This is a genomic window from Streptomyces sp. NPDC001700 (assembly GCF_053596435.1).
This window is the reverse complement of the sequence record NZ_JBSFGE010000011.1, coordinates 1-18256: the sequence shown is the minus strand read 5'-3', so window position 1 is coordinate 18256 and position 18256 is coordinate 1. Positions and strand designations below refer to the sequence as shown.

15 protein-coding genes are annotated in these 18256 nt (G+C 70.6%); 11 read left to right on the top strand and 4 right to left on the bottom strand.

What is annotated here, in order from left to right; genetic code table 11:
* Positions 1 to 39: 39 nt before the first annotated feature.
* Positions 40 to 1314: an ROK family transcriptional regulator gene (locus tag ACWC5C_RS21225; protein WP_450877413.1), complete on the bottom strand. Its 1275-nt coding sequence runs from the start codon at positions 1312 to 1314 to the stop codon at positions 40 to 42.
* 225 nt (positions 1315 to 1539) lie between these two features.
* On the opposite strand from ACWC5C_RS21225, the gene ACWC5C_RS21220 reads away from it, so the two are divergent.
* From ACWC5C_RS21220 to ACWC5C_RS21200, 5 genes are read left to right on the top strand one after another with little or no spacing between them, the layout of a single operon-like run.
* Entirely contained in the window at positions 1540 to 2886 is a 1347-nt protein-coding gene (locus tag ACWC5C_RS21220; RefSeq protein WP_450877852.1) for an ABC transporter substrate-binding protein, read from the top strand.
* A 38-nt stretch (positions 2887 to 2924) separates the two neighbouring features.
* Positions 2925 to 3830 carry a carbohydrate ABC transporter permease gene (locus ACWC5C_RS21215; RefSeq protein ID WP_450877850.1) on the top strand — a complete coding sequence of 302 codons (906 nt, stop codon included), beginning with the start codon at positions 2925 to 2927 and terminating at the stop codon, positions 3828 to 3830.
* Entirely contained in the window at positions 3831 to 4727 is an 897-nt protein-coding gene (locus tag ACWC5C_RS21210; RefSeq protein WP_450877411.1) for a carbohydrate ABC transporter permease, read from the top strand.
* A gap of 50 nt (positions 4728 to 4777) precedes the next feature.
* Positions 4778 to 7831 (top strand): alpha-mannosidase, encoded by a 3054-nt coding sequence (locus ACWC5C_RS21205; RefSeq protein WP_450877409.1) that lies wholly within the window; start codon positions 4778 to 4780, stop codon positions 7829 to 7831.
* A gap of 9 nt (positions 7832 to 7840) precedes the next feature.
* Entirely contained in the window at positions 7841 to 8461 is a 621-nt protein-coding gene (locus ACWC5C_RS21200; protein ID WP_450877407.1) for an L-threonylcarbamoyladenylate synthase, read from the top strand.
* Positions 8462 to 8463: 2 nt separating this feature from the next.
* Here the strand turns inward: ACWC5C_RS21200 and ACWC5C_RS21195 are convergent, their stop codons facing one another.
* Positions 8464 to 8709: a hypothetical protein gene (locus ACWC5C_RS21195; protein WP_450877405.1), complete on the bottom strand. Its 246-nt coding sequence runs from the start codon at positions 8707 to 8709 to the stop codon at positions 8464 to 8466.
* 287 nt (positions 8710 to 8996) lie between these two features.
* On the opposite strand from ACWC5C_RS21195, the gene ACWC5C_RS21190 reads away from it, so the two are divergent.
* The 5 genes from ACWC5C_RS21190 to ACWC5C_RS21170 are packed head-to-tail and all read left to right on the top strand — an operon-like array spanning position 8997 to position 14504.
* On the top strand, positions 8997 to 10562 hold the full coding sequence (locus tag ACWC5C_RS21190; protein WP_450877403.1) for an ABC transporter substrate-binding protein: 1566 nt from the start codon (positions 8997 to 8999) through the stop codon (positions 10560 to 10562).
* 1 nt (position 10563) lies between these two features.
* Positions 10564 to 11493, top strand: coding sequence for an ABC transporter permease (locus ACWC5C_RS21185; RefSeq protein ID WP_450877401.1), 930 nt, complete (start codon positions 10564 to 10566; stop codon positions 11491 to 11493).
* A 14-nt stretch (positions 11494 to 11507) separates the two neighbouring features.
* A complete protein-coding gene (locus ACWC5C_RS21180) occupies positions 11508 to 12470 on the top strand; it encodes an ABC transporter permease (protein ID WP_450877399.1) in 963 nt (320 codons plus the stop codon).
* The gene (locus tag ACWC5C_RS21175; protein ID WP_450877397.1) at positions 12467 to 13480 is read left to right on the top strand and encodes an ABC transporter ATP-binding protein; all 1014 of its coding nucleotides are present in this window, start codon (positions 12467 to 12469) and stop codon (positions 13478 to 13480) included. Before ACWC5C_RS21180 ends, ACWC5C_RS21175 begins: the two co-directional genes overlap by 4 nt.
* The gene (locus ACWC5C_RS21170) at positions 13473 to 14504 is read left to right on the top strand and encodes an ABC transporter ATP-binding protein (protein WP_450877395.1); all 1032 of its coding nucleotides are present in this window, start codon (positions 13473 to 13475) and stop codon (positions 14502 to 14504) included. The genes ACWC5C_RS21175 and ACWC5C_RS21170 overlap by 8 nt, the downstream gene beginning before the upstream one ends.
* 6 nt (positions 14505 to 14510) lie before the next feature.
* On the opposite strand, the gene ACWC5C_RS21165 is transcribed toward ACWC5C_RS21170, so the two are convergent.
* Complete coding sequence (locus ACWC5C_RS21165; RefSeq protein WP_450877393.1) at positions 14511 to 15701, bottom strand: alginate lyase family protein; 1191 nt, start codon at positions 15699 to 15701, stop codon at positions 14511 to 14513.
* Between the two features lie 79 nt (positions 15702 to 15780).
* Complete coding sequence (locus ACWC5C_RS21160; RefSeq protein ID WP_450877391.1) at positions 15781 to 16686, bottom strand: LysR substrate-binding domain-containing protein; 906 nt, start codon at positions 16684 to 16686, stop codon at positions 15781 to 15783.
* Positions 16687 to 16786: 100 nt separating this feature from the next.
* Here ACWC5C_RS21160 and ACWC5C_RS21155 point away from each other — a divergent pair, with 100 nt between their 5' ends.
* Positions 16787 to 18064 carry an MFS transporter gene (locus ACWC5C_RS21155; protein WP_450877389.1) on the top strand — a complete coding sequence of 426 codons (1278 nt, stop codon included), beginning with the start codon at positions 16787 to 16789 and terminating at the stop codon, positions 18062 to 18064.
* Positions 18065 to 18256 lie beyond the last annotated feature (192 nt).

Below are 18256 nucleotides of genomic sequence, written 5' to 3'. Positions count from 1 at the left end.
GTTCTCTCCTCAGCGGTGTCGCGTTGCCTCCCCCGCACACTAGATCCGGTGATCGTTGAAAGCCCAATCAACGTGTCGCTCCCCGGCGCCCAGGAGCAGATGCCAGCCCGGGGTGTAGGCGCTGTGCAGCACCAGCGACGCCGCGCCGACGGCGCCGACCGCGTCCCCGATGAGGCTCGGCTCGATGGCGATGGTGCGCACGGCACGGGCGATGGAACGGTCGTTGACCCAGGTGTCCATCGCGCGGCGGACCGTCTCCTCGATGTCGCGCAGCGCCTCGCCACCGAGCACGATGCGGCGCACATCGAGCAGGTTCACCGCGGTCACCGCCGCCCGGCCGATGCGCTCCGCCGCCCCTTCGACCGCCTCGGCGGCGTACGAGTCGCCCTTCGCCGCGGCGGCGCACAGCCTGCTCCAGTCGGCGCGGGTCTGCTTCGGGTCCAGGGTCAGGCCGAGCCGTTCGGCCTCGGGGCGGCCGTGCCGGGCGGCGAACGCGGCGAGGACCGCGTGGGGTGCCGCGTACGCCTCCAGGCAGCCCTGCGCACCGCAGTGGCACGCGGCCCCGCCCGACTCGACCACGACATGCCCGAACTCGCCCGCGTTGCCGGAGTTTCCCCGCAGCACCGAGTCCGCGAGCATGATCCCGCCACCGATCCCGGCGCCCACGTACACGAACAGGAAGTCGCCCGCCCGGTCCGCGCCTCCGGCCCAGCGCTCCCCTATCGCGGCGGCGGTGGCGTCGTTGTCCATCACCACGGGCAGCCCGGTCGCCTCGGCCAGCAGATCCGCGAGGGGAACGTGGTGCCACGAGGGGAAGTTGGGCGGGTCGAGCACCATGCCACGCCGGCTGTCTATCGGCCCGGGCACGGCCACGCCCAGCCCGAGCACCCGGCCCGGCTCCACGCCCGACTGCCTGATCAGCGCCTTCACCCCGCGGCCCACCTCCCGCACCAGCCGGTTCGGGTCGGTCTCGGACGAGGTGCGCAGCCTGCGGCGGCGCAGCACCCGGCCGGACAGGTCGAGCAGGACGGCCACCGTGGTGTCGGGGTCGAGATGGACGCCGACGGCGTACGCGGCCTCCGGGCGCAGCGACAGCAGCGTGCGCGGTTTGCCACCTCGGGACGGGGCCTGGCCGGTCTCCTGGATCAGCCCCTCGCCGAGCAGCCTGCGCACCACGTTGGAGACGGTCTGGTTGGTGAGGCCGGTGGCCTGGGCCAGCTCGACCCGGCTCACGGACGGCCTTCTGCGCACGGCGTCCAGTACGACAGCGCGGTTGTATCCCCCGACCCGGGGGAGGTTGGTGCCCGTCCGCATGCGCCTGCGTGCCTCCGTCCGGTCTTCAGGGGCGACAGCGCCCCGCGTGGCCGTGCCCGGTCGCGCGGGGCTTTGAAGGTACCGGAGAAATGGTGACGCGCACCCGTTGACTTCATCAATCCATTGGATTTACTTTTCCGCACAACAGCACCACCGCCCTTGTTCTGCGAGGGCTTCTCCTCCTGGGGAGCATCCGTGAAAGCGCACCACCTCAGACCCCTTCTCATAGCCTCCTTGAGCGGATCTCTCGTCCTGCCGCTCGCCGCGTGTGGAAACAACAGCGCCTCCGGGTCCGGCGACACCATCAAGATCGCCTACCAGCGCAACATGGACAACAAGACCCGGATCATGGACAACTATCTGGCCGTGGTGAAGAAGCAATTCGAGAAGGCCAATCCCGGCAAGAAGGTCCAGCTGGTACCCATCCAGGCGGCGGAGAACGACTACTACTCCAAGATCCAGCTGATGATGCGCTCACCCCGCACCGCTCCGGACCTGGTCTACGAGGACACCTTCCTCATCAATTCCGACATCGCCAGCGGCTATCTGCGCCCGCTGGACGGCTATCTGAAGGACTGGGCGGACTGGAACCAGTTCGTGCCGACCGCGAAGGCCGCCGCCAAGGCGCAGGACGGCAAGACGTACGGCGTTCCGGACGGCACCGACACCCGCGGGCTGTGGTACAACAAGCAGCTCTTCAAGAAGGCCGGACTGCCGGTCGACTGGCAGCCGAAGAGCTGGGACGACGTGCTCGACGCGGCCCGCGCCATCAAGAAGAAGCTCCCCGGGGTCACCCCGCTCAACGTCTACACGGGCAAGGCCGCGGGCGAGGCCTCCAGCATGCAGGGCTTCGAGATGCTGCTCTACGGCACGGGCAAGGACCCGCTGTACGAGCCGTCGTCGAAGAAGTGGGTCGTCGGCAGCAAGGGCATCACCGACTCGCTCAGCTTCGTGCAGAAGGTGTTCAAGGAGAAGCTCGGCCCCGACGTCGAGGACGCGCTCGACGCCAACTTCGGCAATACGGTGGCCACCGAACTGCTGCCGAGCGGCAAGCTCGCGATCAACCTCGACGGGTCCTGGCTGGGCAACAACTGGATCAAGACCGGCGGCAAGCCGTGGCCTCAGTGGTCGACGGTGCTGGGCCAGGCCGCGATGCCGACCCAGACCGGTGACGCGCCCGGCAAGGTCAGCCTCTCCGGCGGCTGGACCTGGGCCATTCCGACCAAGTCCCAGAACCCGGACCTGGCCTGGAAGTTCATCAAGACCCTGCAGACGAAGGACAACGCGGCCGAGTACGACGTGCGCAGCGCCAACATCGCCGTGCGCAAGGACGTGGCCGCCGATCCCGCGTACCAGAAGTCGATGCCCGGTATCGACTTCTTCACCGGGCTGGTGAAGTACACGTACTACCGCCCCGCGCTGCCCGCCTACCCGAAGGTGTCGACGGCGATCCAGGAAGCCATGGAAGCCGTGACGACCGGTGAGGCGAGCCCGCAAAAGGCCGCGAAGACGTACGCGGACGCGGTGAAGAGCGCGACCGACGGCGCGACCGTGGACCGCGCGGGCGGGTGAGGTTACCGGTGGCCACGCTGTCCGGCCCGGGTGCGGGAGTGCCCCTCCCGCACCCGCCCGGCTCCCCCTCCCGCGCGGGGCGCCGCGTCCGCCGCACCCTGCTGCGCGGCGCCCCGGTCGCCCCCTCGGTGATCCTGCTGCTGCTGTTCCTGGCCGGGCCGATCGCGTACTGCGTCTATTACGCGTTCACCGATATGCAGCTCACCGGTTCCTCGGCGACACACTTCGTCGGACTCGACAATTTCACCAAGGCGTTCCGCGATCCCGACTTCCTCAACGCGGTGGTGCTGACCCTGGTCTTCACCATCGTGTCGTCTATCCTCGGACAGAATGTACTGGGCCTGTCACTGGCCGCGCTGATGCGGAAAGCATCACGACGGGTGCGCACCGTCACGAGTACCGTCGTGATCATCTCCTGGGTGCTCCCGGAAGTGGTCGCCGCCTATCTGCTGTATGTGTTCTTCCGCAAGGAAGGCGAACTCAACGCGATATTGGGATTTCTCCATCTGCCGCAGCAGAACTGGCTCTACACGCTGCCCATCATCGCCGTCTCCCTGGCCAATGTCTGGCGCGGCACGGCATTCTCGATGCTGGTGTACTCGGCGGCGCTCCAGGAGATTCCGAACGATATCTCGGAGGCGGCGGAAGTGGACGGCGCGGGCCGGTGGCAGCGGCTGTGGCACATCACGCTGCCGATGATCCGCCGCTCGATCGGCACCAATCTGATGCTCAACACCCTGCAGACCCTGTCGGTGTTCGGCCTGATCTACGTCATGACCCGCGGCGGACCGGGCAACAAGAGCCAGACCCTGCCGCTGTACATGTACGAGCAGGCCTTCCAGAACAGCCTCATCGGGTACGGCACGGCGGTGGCCCTGATGCTGCTCGTGGTCGGCGCCCTGTTCTCCGTGCTGTATCTGCGGCTGCTGAAGACGGAGGTCTGAATGGCCGTCATCGCCTCCCCGAAGTCCATGGCCCGGCGCTCCCGCCCCAGCGCGGCGCCACGTACCGCACACCGCTCGCGGCGGAGCGCCGAGCGGGCCATGGTCAACGTGGTCCTGCTGCTGATCGCGGCGGCGTTCCTGGTGCCGCTGCTGTGGCTGGTCCTCGCCTCGCTGAACGGTACGGCCGGGCTGCGGGTCACCGCCCCGGATCCCTGGACGCTGACCAACTTCCGCCAGGTGCTCAACGCCGACATCACCTTCCGGCCCATCCTCAACGGGCTGATCCTGTGCGGCGGCGCCACCGCGCTGTGCGTGGGGTGCGCCGTGCTGGCGGCCTACCCGCTGTCGCGGTACGAGTCGCGGTACAAGCGGCCGTTCCTGCTGACCATCCTGTTCGCCACCGGTCTGCCCATCACCGCCGTGATGGTCCCGGTCTACGGCATGTTCGTGCAGGTCAACCTGATCGACACGATGTACGGAACGGTCCTGTTCCTCGGCACGTCCGCGCTGCCGTTCGCGATCTGGCTGACGAAGAACTTCATGGACGGGGTGCCGCTGGTGCTGGAGGAGGCGGCCTGGACCGACGGCGCGTCCGGCCTCCAGACGCTGCGCCGCGTGGTCCTGCCCCTGATGTGGCCGGGCATCACCGTGGTCACCATCTTCACCTTCCTGACCATGTGGGGGAACTTCTTCGTCCCGTTCTTCCTGCTGCTCTCCCCCGACCAGCTTCCGGCCTCGGTCAGCATCCTCAACTTCTTCGGCTCGCGCGGCACGGTGGAGTACGGGCAGCTCGCGGCCTTCTCGCTGCTGTATTCCACGCCCGTGGTCCTGCTGTACGTCGTGATGTCCCGTGTGCTGGGCGGGAGTTCGGCCCTCGGCGGCGCGCTCAAGGGCTGAAGCCCACCCCCTTCCGTCACCCCCTGCAAGCCCCCTGCGAGGAGCGTTTCATGCACGACGACCGGAGACTGGTCGAGGACCGTCTCGACCGTGTGCTGCGGGAGCGGATCCGCCCCGCCGTCCATCCCCTCTCCGTACCGCTGACGGTGGAGGTGTGGCACGCACCCGGGGAGCCGGTGCCGGTGGCCGAGGGGCTGGCCGCGGCGTACGAACCCGCCCGGGTCGGCGACGTCTGGGGGCGGCCGTGGGGCACCAGCTGGTTCCGGCTGACGGGCGCGGTGCCCGGCGAGTGGACCGGCCGCCAGGTCGAGGCGGTGGTCGACCTCGGCTCCGGCGCGGGCAACGCGTTCGACTCCGTCAATCCGGGGTTCTCGGCGGAGGGTCTGGTGTACCGGCCGGACGGCACCGCGGTGAAGGGGCTGCACCCGCGCAGCACCTCCGTGCCGGTGGCAGCGCCCTCGGCCGGGGGCGAGCCCGTGCTGCTGCATGTGGAGGCCGCCGCCAACCCCCTGATCGCGGGCCCGGTGACCTGGTTCGGCGACACCGGGACCGCCCCGCCGGAGCCGCTGTACCGCCTGCGGCGGGCGGACCTCGCGGTCTTCGACCCGGTGGTCTGGGAGCTGGTGCAGGACCTGGAGGTGCTGGGCCAGCTCATGCGGGAGCTGCCGGTGGACGCCGAGCGCCGCTGGGGTGTGCTGCGCGCGGTCGAACGCGCCCTGGACGCCCTCGTACTGGATGACGTGGGCGGCAGCGCGGCGGCGGCGCGGGAGTGGCTGGCCCCGGCGCTCGCCGCCCCGGCCACGTCCTCGGCGCACCGGGTGTCCGCGGTGGGCCACGCCCACATCGACTCGGCGTGGCTGTGGCCGCTGCGGGAGACGGTGCGCAAGGTGGCCCGTACGTGCTCCAACGTGGCGGCGCTGATGGACGGCCATCCGGAGTTCGTGTTCGCCATGTCGCAGGCGCAGCAGCTCGCCTGGATCAAGGAGCACCGCCCTGAGGTGTTCGCCCGGGTGCGGGAGAAGGTGGCGGCCGGTCAGTTCGTACCGGTCGGCGGGATGTGGGTGGAGTCGGACACCAACATGCCCGGTGGCGAGGCGCTGGCGCGGCAGTTCACCCACGGCAAGCGGTTCTTCCTGGAGGAGTTCGGGATCGAGACCGAGGAGGTGTGGCTGCCGGACTCGTTCGGCTACAGCGCCGCCCTGCCGCAGCTGGTGAAGCTGTCCGGGTCGAAGTGGTTTCTGACCCAGAAGATCTCGTGGAGCCAGATCAACCCGTTCCCGCATCACACCTTCTGGTGGGAAGGGCTGGACGGCAGCCGGGTGTTCACCCACTTCCCGCCGGTGGACACGTACAACGCCGAGTTCTCCGGCAAGGAGATGGCGCATCTGGTGCGCAACTTCCGGGACAAGGGGTCGGCGAACCGCTCGCTGGTGCCGTTCGGCTACGGCGACGGGGGCGGCGGCCCGACCCGGGAGATGCTGGCCCGCGCCCACCGGCTGCGGAATCTGGAGGGTTCGCCGCGCGTCGAGATCGAACCGCCCGCACGCTTCTTCGCCAAGGCCCAGGCGGAGTATCCGAACGCGCCGGTGTGGGTGGGCGAGCTGTATCTGGAGCTGCACCGGGGCACGTACACCTCGCAGGCGAAGACGAAGCAGGGCAACCGGCGCAGTGAGGCGCTGTTGCGCGAGGCGGAGCTGTGGGCGGCCACGGCGGCGGTGCGCACCGGTTTCGCGTATCCGTACGAGACGCTGGACCGGATCTGGAAGACGGTGCTGCTGCACCAGTTCCATGACATCCTGCCCGGCTCCTCGATCGCCTGGGTGCACCGCGAGGCGGCCCGGACCTACGCCCGGGTGGCCGAGGAGCTGGAGGCGGTGATCGGGGCCGCGCAGCGGGCGCTGGCCGGGGACGCGGGCGCGGGCACCCGGGTGGTGTTCAACGCGGCGCCGCACGGGCGGGGCGGCGTGCCCGCGATGGGCGCGGCGCCCACGGCCGGGCCCGGCGGCCCGGCCGTGTCCGCCACCGAGGGCCGGGACGGCGGCTTCGTCCTCGACAACGGTCTGCTGCGGGTGGCCGTGGACCGCCGTGGGCTGGTCACCTCGGTGTACGACATCGCCGCCGGGCGCGAGGCGATCGCCCCGGGCGGCGTGGCCAATCTGCTCCAGCTCCACCCCGACCTGCCCAACCACTGGGACGCCTGGGACGTGGACGCCTTCTACCGCAACACGGTCACCGATCTGACGGACGCCGACGAGGTTCGGCTCACCCGGACGGACGAACCGGCGGCGGCGGTTCGGGTGATCCGTACCTTCGGCTCCTCGCGCGTCGAACAGTCGCTGGTGCTGCGGCCCGGTGCCCGGCGGCTGGACATCGAGACGGAAGTCGACTGGCACGAGCGGGAGAAGCTGCTGAAAGCGGCCTTCCCGGTGGATGTGCACGCGGACCGGTCGGCCGCCGAGACACAGTTCGGCCATGTGTTCCGGGCGACGCACACCAACACCAGCTGGGACGCGGCCAAATTCGAGATCTGTGCCCACCGCTTCCTCCACGTGGGCGAGCCGGACTGGGGCGTGGCGCTGGTGAACGACTCGACGTACGGGCATGACGTCACCCGCGCGGTGCGCGAGGGCGGCGGGACGACGACCACCGTACGGCTGTCGCTGCTGCGCGCGCCGCGCTTCCCCGACCCGGACACCGACCAGGGCACGCACCGCTTCCGTTACGCCCTCGTCCCCGGCGCGGGCCTCGCGGAGGCGGTGTGCGAGGGGTACCGCATCAACCTGCCGGAGCGCTCGGTGCCGGGGGACGCGGTGGTGGCGCCGCTCGTGGCGGTGGACGGCGATCCGGTGGTCGTGGAGTCGGTGAAGCTCGCCGACGACCGTTCGGGGGCGGTGGTGGTACGGCTCTACGAGGCACTGGGGCGGAGGGCGAGGTCCCGGGTGACCTCGGGGTTCCCGGTCGCCTCGGCTGTCGCCGTCGACCTGCTGGAGCGCCCGCTGCCGGACGGCGACGCGGCGTTCGAGGTGTCGGACGACGGCTCGGTCGCGCTCTCCTTGCGCCCTTTCCAGATCATCACTCTGCGCATGATCCCGACGATCGATTAGGCTCACCAGATGGCGAAGTACTTCGATGTTCACCCCGACAATCCGCAAGCGCGGACCATCAGCAATGTGACGGAAAGGATCCGTTCAGGCGCCCTGATCGCCTACCCGACGGACTCCTGCTTCGCACTCGGCTGCCAGATGGGCAACCGCGACGGCATCAGCCGTATCCGGTCGATCCGGAACCTCGACGACCGTCACCACTTCACCCTGGTGTGCCAGGATTTCTCGCAGCTGGGTCAGTTCGTGCACATCGACAAGGACGTGTTCCGGGCGATCAAGGCGTCGACGCCCGGCAGCTACACCTTCATCCTTCCCGCGACCAAGGAAGTGCCGCGGCAGCTGCCGCACCCGAAGAAGAAGACGGTCGGCGTGCGGATCCCGGACCACGCCGTCACCCAGGCGCTCCTGGCCGACCTCGGCGAACCGCTGCTGTCCAGCACCCTGCTGCTGCCCGGCGAGGACGAGCCGTTGACCCAGGGCTGGGAGATCAAGGAGCGGCTCGACCATGTGGTGGACGCCGTGGTCGACTCGGGCGACTGCGGCACGGAGCCGACCACGGTCATCGACTTCTCGGACGGCGAAGCCCAGATCGTACGACGGGGGGCGGGCGACACCGCGCGATTCGAGTAGGTCTAACCGTCGACGCACTTGGGGTACTTCGAGCCCCGGTTGCAGTCGTGGTAGTCGTACTTGCTGACGCGGAACTTCTTCCCCTCGCCCCCCTTGGCGGGATCGACGACCAGATAGAACTTCTTCCCGTCCTTCACCTTCTCGGTGACCTTCCCCTCCGGGCCTTTCTCGAAGTCCTGTGCGCACCCGGTGAGTGCGAGGGCGGTCACGGCCACGAGTGCGAGGGCGGGGGCGAGGCGGCGTTGCATGTGGTGCTCCTGATCGACTTGAAGACGTGGGCAGTCTAAGGTCATCCGCCGCCCCGCCGAGCAGGCAGGGTCCGCCGCTCACACCCCCTTCACACGCGCGCCTCGGCGCGGGTCGTCTGCTGTACACCGCCCGGCGGCGTGCCGTTCCGCCGCCGTCCATGGCGTGACCTCCGATCCGCCAACTGCCGCTTGTGTCAGATCTCTTGACGCCCCGCCACCTCCGCCTTAGCTTCGGCGTTTATAAATGCAGACCGAGTACGCACATGTAGACAGTCTCGGGGGCCAGGATGAGATCCGACCGGGCGCGGCGCACCGTGCTCACCCTTGTGGTCTCGGGGACGCTGCTGCTGACCAGCGCGTGTGCCGTGGCGAACAGTGACGTGGGGGATGCCGGGAGCGCGGGCGGTGGCACGCTGCGGGTGGTGCTCACCCAGGAGCCCCCGACGCTGGAGCCCTGCGAGTCCTCGCTGACCGCGACCGGTGTCGTCGTCCGCTCGAACGTCACCGAACCGCTGGTGGAACGGGATCCCACATCGGGCGGGCTGGAACCGCTGCTGGCCACCGGCTGGCGGCAGACGAAGCCCACCACCTGGACCTTCGGCATCCGCTCGGGCGTGACCTTCCAGAACGGGCGGCCGTTCACCGCCCAGGACGCCGCGTTCTCCATCGAACGCGCCGTCAACTCGGACCTCGCCTGCAATGTGGACGGCTATGTCTTCGGCGACGAGAAGCTCGACGTACGGGCGCTCAGCCCCACCCGGCTGACCGTCACCACTCAGAAGGCCGACCCCATCCTCCCGCTGCGGCTCAGCTTCATCGAGATCGTGCCGCGCACCACCGACACCAAGGCCAAGGTGCGCATACCGGTCGGGACCGGCCCCTACGCCGTCAGGAAGTGGGAGACCGGGGTCTCGATCTCCCTCGCCCGCAACGACCGGTACTGGGGCAAGCCGCCCGCCTACCCCCGGGCCCGGTATGTCTGGCGCAGCGACGCCAGCGTCCGCGCCGCCATGATCGACAAGGGCGAGGCCGACATCGCCACGGCGCTGGACCCCGTGGACGCGGCCAAGGACACCACCGTCGCCTACCCCAACAACGAGACGACCGCCCTGCGGCTGGACGGCCGCGAGGCACCGCTGGACGACATCCGGGTGCGCAGGGCGATCGGCATGGCCGTCGACCGCACGGGCATCGTCGACGCCCTGCTCGGAGGACTCGCCCGGCCCGCCGCGCAACTCGTCCCGCCCGGTGTGGTGGGCCACGACGACGGCCTCGCCACCACCCCGTACCAGGTGGCGAAGGCCCGCGCGCTGGTCGAGCGGGCCGCCGCCGACGGTGTCCCCGTCCGCCGCCGGATCACCCTCGTCGCGCGCAACGGCCAGTTCGCGGGGATCGCGGAGGTGGCCGAGGCGCTGCAGTACCAGCTGGCGCGCATCGGGCTGAACGTACGGATACGGATGGCGGACACCGCCACCCACCTCCAGTACCAGCTGCGCCCGCTCCCCCGTGGCGTCGGGCCGATCGCGCTGCTCATCATGCACGGCAACCAGGCCGGGGACGCGGCCTTCACGACCAGTCAGTACCTGCTGAGCGACGGCCCCCAGTCCACGTTCGGCACCCCGCGGCTCGACCGCCGCATCGCCGCGGCGAACGCGCTGTCCGGCAGGGCCCGGCAGAAGGCCTTCGCCGATGTGCTCGCCGACCAGAACGAGAGCGTCGCGCAGTACGCGTACCTCGCCCATATGCGCGGGCTGCTGGGGCTGTCGCCCTCGGTGCGGTACCGCCCGGACTCCGCCACCGGGGACGAGATGCGGCTGGCCGAGGTCCGGCCCGTGAAGGCGGGGAACCACTGACATGGCGTCCTTTCTGCGCAAGCGCGTCATCTCCAGCGCGATCCCCCTGGTGTTCGTGGTGCTGGGCGTGTTCTGCCTGGCCCGGCTGACCGGCAACCCCGTCGACCTCTACCTCCCGCTGAGCGCCACCGACCAGCAGCGCGCGGAGTTCTCCGCCGCCCATGGCTTCGACGACTCCGTCCCCGTACAGCTGTGGGACTACCTCAGCAACGCGGCGCGGCTCGACTTCGGCACATCGCTGCGCACCGGAGAGCCCGCCGACGCGATGGTGCTGGAGGCGTTTCCCGTCACCCTGCAGCTCGCGGGCATGACCATGCTGCTGGCGGTGCTGGGCGCCCTGCTGGTCGGAAGTATCGCCGCCTACCGGCCGGGCTCGGCCGTCGACCGGCTCTCCGGTGTGCTCTCGATGACGGCGGCCAGCATCCCCGACTTCTGGTTCGCGATCATGGGTGTGCTGGTCTTCGGCGTGGGGCTCGGCTGGCTGCCGACCTCCGGCACCCTGGGCGGCCCCGAGGTGTGGGTGCTGCCGCTCGCCACCTTGCTGATCCGCCCGTTCGGGGTGCTCGTCCAGGTGGTCCGCGGCAGCATGGTCGGCGCGCTGTCCGCTCCGTACGTCAAGGTGGCCCGCAGCAAGGGGGCCGATGCCACCCGGGTGGTGTTCGGACACGCCCTGCGCAACGCCGTCACCCCCGTCCTGACCGTCGCGGGCGATCTCGCCGTTGGCCTCGTCAACGGCGCGGTGGTGGTGGAAACGATCTTCGGCTGGCCCGGGATCGGCAAGCTCATGATCGACTCGATTCTGCAGCGCGATTTCGCGGTGTTGCAGGCCGCCGTCCTGCTCACCGCCGTGACGATCTTCGCGCTGAACATCCTCGTCGACGTCTGCCACGCGCTGATCGACCCCCGAGTGCGCCAGGCGGTACCGGCATGAGCGAAGGAGCCACCATGCCCGCGCCCGACGGCCGTTCACCCTCCGCTGCGGCCACTTCGCCGCCGTCCCGCCCGCCCCGCTGGTGGCGGCTGCTCGGCAGGGACCGGGGCGCGGCCGCCGCGGCCGTCATCCTGGCCCTGGTGTTCCTCGTCGCGCTGTCCGGGCAGCTCTTCCTCGGCGACCGGGCGGTACGGCAGGATCTGCGCGCCTCGCTGCGGCCGCCCTCCCTCGACCACGGCCTCTACGGGCTGCTCGGTACGGACGTCCTGGGGCGCAGCGTGCTGGCCCGGCTGATCGACGCCGCCGGGACGACGCTGTCCATCGCGGTGCCCGCCGTACTGTGCTCACTGCTGATCGGCTCCGCCCTGGGGCTGTGGGCCGGATACCACGGAGGGGTGCGCGAGAGCGTCGCGATGCGCGTCGCCGATGTCATCCTCAGCTTTCCGTCGCTGCTGATCGCGGTGGTCGTGCTGTACGTGTTCGCCCCCAGCGCGATGAACATCGTGCTGATCCTGGCCGTCGCGCGCATCCCCGTCTATCTGCGCACCGCCCGCGCGGAGGCGGCCGAGCTGCGAAGCCGCCTGTTCGTCGACGCGGCCCGGACCTTCGGCACGCCCAGCTCGGCCATCATCGCCCGGCATCTGCTGCCGATCGCGCTGCCCACACTGCTGACCGTGGCCACGCTCGACTTCTGCTTCGTCATGCTGACCGAGTCGTCCTTAAGTTTCCTCGGCATCGGCATCCAGCCGCCCGATGTGAGCTGGGGGCTGATGGTGGCCCAGGGCCGCCAGTATCTGCGCGGCGCCTGGTGGATCGCCGTGCTGCCGGGGCTCGCCATCATGCTCACCACGGTGTCCGCCGCGATGCTCGCCGCCTGGGTGCGGCTGGCCACCGACCCCGGTCAGCGCTGGCGGCTGACGCTGCCACGTAAGCGGCGCGGCGAGCGGGCCGCCGTTCCCCCGGAGATGATCGCGTGAAGCCATCCGCCCCGCCCGTGCCCGCCGCGACCGGCCGCCCCGCGCTGGAGGTCGAGGGGCTCTGCGTCGATCTGCACACCCCCTCCGGCACGGTCCGCGCCGTGGACGGCGTCAGCTTCGGTGTGTACAAGGGGCGCACCCTGGCGCTGCTGGGCGAGTCCGGCTGCGGGAAGTCGATGACCGCGCTGTCCATCGCCGGGCTGCTCGACCCCGTGGCGGAGGTGACGGGCGGGGCCGTGCGGGTGTCCGGCACCGATGTGACGCGGGTGAGCCGGGCCGAGCGCAGAAAGCTGGCCGGTCCTGTGCTGTCGATCGTCTTCCAGGACGCGCTGGCCGCGCTCAACCCCGTGCAGCCGGTCGGGCGGCAGCTCGCCGAGCCGTTCCGCATCCATCGCGGGATGTCGCGGCGTCAGGCTGCGGAGAAGGCGGTGGAGCTGATGACCCGGGTCGGCATCCCCGAGCCCCGGCTGCGGGCCCGCTCGTATCCGCACCAGTTCTCCGGCGGTATGCGCCAGCGGCTGCTGATCGCGATGGCCGTGGCCCTGGACCCCGATGTGCTGATCGCCGACGAGCCCACGACCGCGCTCGACGTCACCGTGCAGGCGCAGATCATGCGGCTGCTGCGGGACCTGCAGACCGAACGGGACATGGCGCTCGTGCTCATCACCCACGACCTGGCGGTGGTCGCCCGGCGCGCGGACGATGTCGTGGTCATGTACGCGGGCACCGTGGTGGAGACCGGCCCGGTACGGGACGTCTTCGCCCGCCCCCGCCACCCCTACACCAAGGCGCTCCTGGACTCCGTGCCCGAACACGCCGTCCGGGGCCAACCGCTGCCCGCCGTACCGGGGAGCCCGCCCGAGCTGAGCGCGGTGCCGTCCGGCTGTGTCTTCCAGGCCCGGTGCCCGCTGGCCGCCGAGCGCTGTACCCGCGAACGCCCTCCCCTGGAGCTGGTCGGCGCCGCACGGCTGGCGGCCTGCCACTTCCCCGAGGAGATGGACCGTGTCTGAGACGCCCGGAACACCTCTCGACGGAACACCTCCGCTCGACGGAACACCACTGCTCGACGTCCGTGGCGTGACGAAGTCGTTCGGTCACGGACGCCGCCGTCTGACCGCGGTGGACGGGGTCGACCTCCGGGTCGGGCGGGGCGAAACCCTCGGTCTGGTGGGCGAGTCCGGATGCGGGAAGTCGACCCTGGCCAGGGTGGTGCTCGGGCTGGAGCGGCCGGACGCGGGAGTGGTGCGCTTCGACGGCACCGACCCGTTCACCCTGAAGGGCAAGGACCTGCTGGCGTGGCGGCGCCGGGTACAGATGGTGTTCCAGGACCCCTTCGCCTCGCTCAACGCCCGGATGTCCGCGGCCGACCTCATCGGCGAGCCGTGGCGCACCCACCGCGACATCGTGCCGACCGCGCGGGAGCGGGACCGCCGGGTCCTGGAGCTGCTGTCCCTCGTCGGACTGCGGGAAAGCGACGCCCACCGCTACCCGAACGAGTTCTCCGGCGGACAGCGGCAGCGCATCGGCATCGCCCGCGCGCTCGCCCTCGAACCCGACCTCATCGTGTGCGACGAGCCGGTGTCCGCGCTGGACCTGTCGGTGCAGGCCCAAGTCCTCAACGTACTCTCGGAGTTGCGGACCCGGCTCGGGGTGTCCTACGTGTTCATCTCGCACGACCTGTCCGTGGTCCGGTACATCTCGGACCGGGTGTCGGTGATGTACCTGGGCAAGGTCATCGAACACGGCCTCGCCGACGATGTCTTCGACCGGCCGATCCACCCTTACACCGCCGCCCTGATGTCCTCCGCTCCCCGGCTCGATGTGTCCGGGGCGGCGGACGGGGAGGAGATTCCGCTGCGCGGTGAGGTCCCCTCCCCGTACGGCATCCCCTCGGGCTGCCGGTTCCGTACCCGCTGCTGGAAGAGCGAGGACCGGTGCGCGGAGACGGCGCCGGTGGCCGTCACCCGCGCACCCGTGGGGCACACCGGGCAGGAGCCGCACGAGGGTCTGTGCCACTTCCCCCTCGACGGCTGAGGACGGTCAGGAGGGGTTGTCCGCGTGGGTGAGGGTCGTCCAGGCGTTGAAGTAGTTGTCCGTGCCGGACGGGCGGTGTGCCTCGGTGTACTTCTGGGTGTTGGACATGGCGATGCCGAGGCGGTTGTGGAGGGCGTTGAAGCCGACCTCGGTGACCTCGTCGAGGCCCTTCTTGACCGAGCCTGCGCACAGCCAGGACGGCACGGTGGCGCCGTTCTCGTAGGAGGTGTGGAAGCCCAGTGCCTGGCGCAGCCGCTCCTGGATCTTCGGGTAGAGGTCCTGGCCCTGGATGCGGCTGGTCTCGGCGATGTCCGCGATGGAGGCGATGCCCCAGCCGGTGTGGCCGAAGTCGCGGCAGGTCTCCTGGGAGAGGCCGTCGGCGAAGGTGCTCTGACCCTGCCAGTACTTGATGATCTCGGCCTTGGTGTCGATGCCGCTGTTCGCGGGCGGCTTGGGCAGATCGCCGTCGCTGGTCAGATAGACGTACGCCGGGACGCGGGCGAGGTAGGTGTTCACGGCCTTGTCGTAGCTGGTGCGGTCCTCGATGAAGACGGAGATGCCGATCGCCGCCTCGGTCATGACCAGCTGCCAGTTGCCGTTCTTGGTCTCGGCGCCGCTGATCACCTCGGGGAGGTAGACGGTACGCAGCATGGTCGCGAAGCGGCCCGCGTTCGGCCAGCCGCCGTCGTACGTGTACTTGATGATCTCGGCGGCCCGTGGCCAGGTGGATCCGGCCCAGCCGGTCTGCAGCGGGGCGTTGGTGTTGGTGTGGTCGGTGATGGTCGCCGACCAGGCGTCCATGATCTCGATGGCCTTCTTGGCGTATCTGCTGTCCCGGGTGAAGTACCAGGCGAGCGCGTCGGTGTAGGCCGCGATGGCGTCCTGGCGCTCGTCGGTGCAGCCGTAGTTGGGGTTGGACGACGATCCGCACTCCACGACGGCGCGTGGCTTCGGAGTGCGCGACAGTGAGGCGTAGGAGCTGGCCATCATCCCGTCGTACGCGGCCTTCCAGGGCTGCTGACCGGCCTGCACCTTGGTCCGTGCGTAGTCGAGTTGGCCACGGCTCACCAGCACTCCGGGGTGGGTGAAGGTGGTCGGCGCGGCGGTGGCGCGTGGGACCGGGCCGGTGAGCTGGAGGCTCAGCAGTCCGGCCAGCAGGGCGAGAACACTGAGCAGGGCGGTTCTGGTTCGTCGCATCCGATGACCTCTTCCATGCTCGTTGGCCTGGACCATAGAAAGATGCCGTGAACATGTCAATCCATACGCCCTCGGCGGGCTACCCGGCCACGGTTCCCCTCTCACGGGCCAGCGCCACGGTCAGGGCGCGGAAGATGCGTACTTCGGGGTTGGTGTCGGTGGTACGGGTGGCGAGGACACTGTGCGCGCGGGGTGCGTCCAGCACCGGTACGTACCGGGCGCCCGGCCAGCGGTAGTAGCGGGCGAACGAGGCGAGCCCCGAGCCCGCGCCACGGCCCGCCGCCACGCTGGTGAGGACGTCCTGAGGCGTGAGGGCGCAGTCGGGCGCGCGGCGTTCGCCGGTCTCGAAGTACAGGTAGTCGGTGAAGTTGCGCGGTGTGTGCGGCGGCAGCTGCAGATAGGGCAGGTCGATGACGTCGGCCAGCCGGACACCGGTTCCGGCGGCGTCCGCGAGGGCGGAGCGGGCCGGGACCGCCACGATCCGCTGTTCCGTGGTGATGAGGTCCACGTCGATGCCCTCGGCCTCGAAGGCGGGCCGCACGAAGGCCACGTCCACCCGGTCCTCACGCAGCGCGCTGATGTGTTCGGTGAAGGTCAACTGGACGAGTTCCAGCGACACTTCGTGCCGGGCGCGGCGAAAGGCGCTGACGGCGGCGGGGGTGACCTCGGCCGAGCCGTGGCCCATGATGCCCACCCGCAGGGTGCCGGTACCCCTCGTCGGGGCGAGGGCGGCCTCGGTCACGTCCTCGACGGCCGCGTTCGCGGCGGCGAGCAGGGTCCGGGCGTGGGAGACGAGCCGCCGCCCGGCGACGGTCGGCACGACGGGGCCGCTGCCACGGTCCAGCAGCCGGGTGCCGAAATCCCGCTCCAGCTGCTGCACATGCTGGGTGACGGCGGCCGGTGACAGAAAGAGCCGGGAGGCGGCCCGGCCGTAGTGCTCCTCCTCGACCACCGCCAGGAACGAGGACAGCTTGCGCAGATCCATACCGGCCACGATACGACCGCGTCGCACGTGGTCACGACGGCGTTCAGGATTTCTGAACGGAGGCGGCGCCGGGCGCCGACCGGCCCGTACAACGGCCGGTATGAGCAAGCACGCCGCCACCACCGCTCCACCCTCGGTCTCCGCTCCCGCCCCTCCCCCGGACACCGCCGCGCCCGCGCCCCGGCACTGGCTGCGGGCGGGCTGGGTGATGACGGCCTCCGGCTGGAGCGCCAACCAGTTCTCCGCCCTGCTGGGCGCCTACCGCGACGAATTGGGCCTGACGTCGGCCGACACGACGGCCCTGTTCGGCATCTACGTCCTGGGGCTCATTCCCGGTCTGCTGCTGGGCGGGCCGCTCGCCGACCGGCGGGGACGCCGACCCGTCGTCTTCCTCGCGCTGGGCACCTCGGCGCTGGCCACCTGCCTGCTGATGATCGGCCCCAGCGCCGCCGCCTTCCTGTGGCCCGGGCGCTTTCTGACCGGGATCGGCGCGGGCGCCCTGCTGGCGGCGGGCAGTGCCTGGATCAAGGAACTGTCCTCGCCACCGCACGGCACCGCGCCCAACCCGGGGGTGGCGGCCCGCCGTTCCGGACTGTTCCTGTCCGCGGGCTTCGCGACCGGCGGTCTGGCCGCTTCGCTGATCGCCCAGTGGGCTCCGCAGCCCATGGTCACCGCCTACCTCCCGCATCTGGTCCTCTCCGCCGTCGCCGCGCTGCTGGCCGCCCGCACCCCCGAGTCCTCCCCGGCCCCTTCCTCCCCGGCGTACTCGGACAGGGCCCGCTCCGGCACGGTCCGCTCCGGCACGGCCCCGGCGCGCGAGTTCCGCCGGATGGTCGCCCCGGTGGCACCGTGGGTGTTCATCGCCCCGGCGGTGGCGTTCGCCACGCTGCCCGGGCTGGTCGACGCCGAGCTGAAGGGCTGGGAGACCGTGTACGCCGGGGTGATCACCGCCGTCACCCCGGGCGCGGGCATCCTCGTGGCGCCGTTCGCGCGGTCGCTCGCCGCCCGGCACCGGATCGCCACGGGGGCGATCGGACTGGCCGCCGTCGCCCTCGGTCTGCTGATCGCCGCGCTCGCCGCCGCGCAGGCGCAGCCGGTGGTCGCCCTGCTCGCCTCGGTCGTGCTCGGCGCCGGGTACGGGCTGTGCGTCGCGTACGGCCTCACCGAGGTCGCCGCCCTCGCGCCGCCGCACCAGCTGGCGCGCCTGACCTCGTACTTCTGGACGCTGGCCTACCTGGGTTTCCTCGCCCCCTATGTCATCACCCTGTTCACGGCGGTGTTCTCCACGCCCGCGATCCTCCTCGGCGCCGCCGTGCTGGCCGTGGTCACCCTGGCGGCCGTCACCTACCGCGGCACCCGCCAGGCGCACCCACGCTGACCCCGAACGCTTTCCTGGGCCCGGGCGCGCCCGGTCACGTACCATCCGGGCAGTACGGGGCCTGCCACCGGACACCTCTCGCCCCGCCACCCGTCAGCAAGGAGTCTCAATGACTGAGTCAAGCCGCCTGCGCGTCCGGCGGGACGGAGGTGAAGATGCGGTTGTCGCGCAGGAGCGCCCACAGGACGCCGG

Coding starts and splice junctions, on each gene's coding strand:
- ACWC5C_RS21160 (WP_450877391.1), bottom strand. CDS start 16,686: ATGGATCTGCGCAAGCTGTCCTCGTTCCTGGCGGTGGTCGAGGAGGAG.
- ACWC5C_RS21200 (WP_450877407.1), top strand. CDS start 7,841: ATGGCGAAGTACTTCGATGTTCACCCCGACAATCCGCAAGCGCGGACC.
- ACWC5C_RS21185 (WP_450877401.1), top strand. CDS start 10,564: ATGGCGTCCTTTCTGCGCAAGCGCGTCATCTCCAGCGCGATCCCCCTG.
- ACWC5C_RS21165 (WP_450877393.1), bottom strand. CDS start 15,701: ATGCGACGAACCAGAACCGCCCTGCTCAGTGTTCTCGCCCTGCTGGCC.
- ACWC5C_RS21210 (WP_450877411.1), top strand. CDS start 3,831: ATGGCCGTCATCGCCTCCCCGAAGTCCATGGCCCGGCGCTCCCGCCCC.
- ACWC5C_RS21225 (WP_450877413.1), bottom strand. CDS start 1,314: ATGCGGACGGGCACCAACCTCCCCCGGGTCGGGGGATACAACCGCGCT.
- ACWC5C_RS21190 (WP_450877403.1), top strand. CDS start 8,997: ATGAGATCCGACCGGGCGCGGCGCACCGTGCTCACCCTTGTGGTCTCG.
- ACWC5C_RS21180 (WP_450877399.1), top strand. CDS start 11,508: ATGCCCGCGCCCGACGGCCGTTCACCCTCCGCTGCGGCCACTTCGCCG.
- ACWC5C_RS21155 (WP_450877389.1), top strand. CDS start 16,787: ATGAGCAAGCACGCCGCCACCACCGCTCCACCCTCGGTCTCCGCTCCC.
- ACWC5C_RS21195 (WP_450877405.1), bottom strand. CDS start 8,709: ATGCAACGCCGCCTCGCCCCCGCCCTCGCACTCGTGGCCGTGACCGCC.
- ACWC5C_RS21205 (WP_450877409.1), top strand. CDS start 4,778: ATGCACGACGACCGGAGACTGGTCGAGGACCGTCTCGACCGTGTGCTG.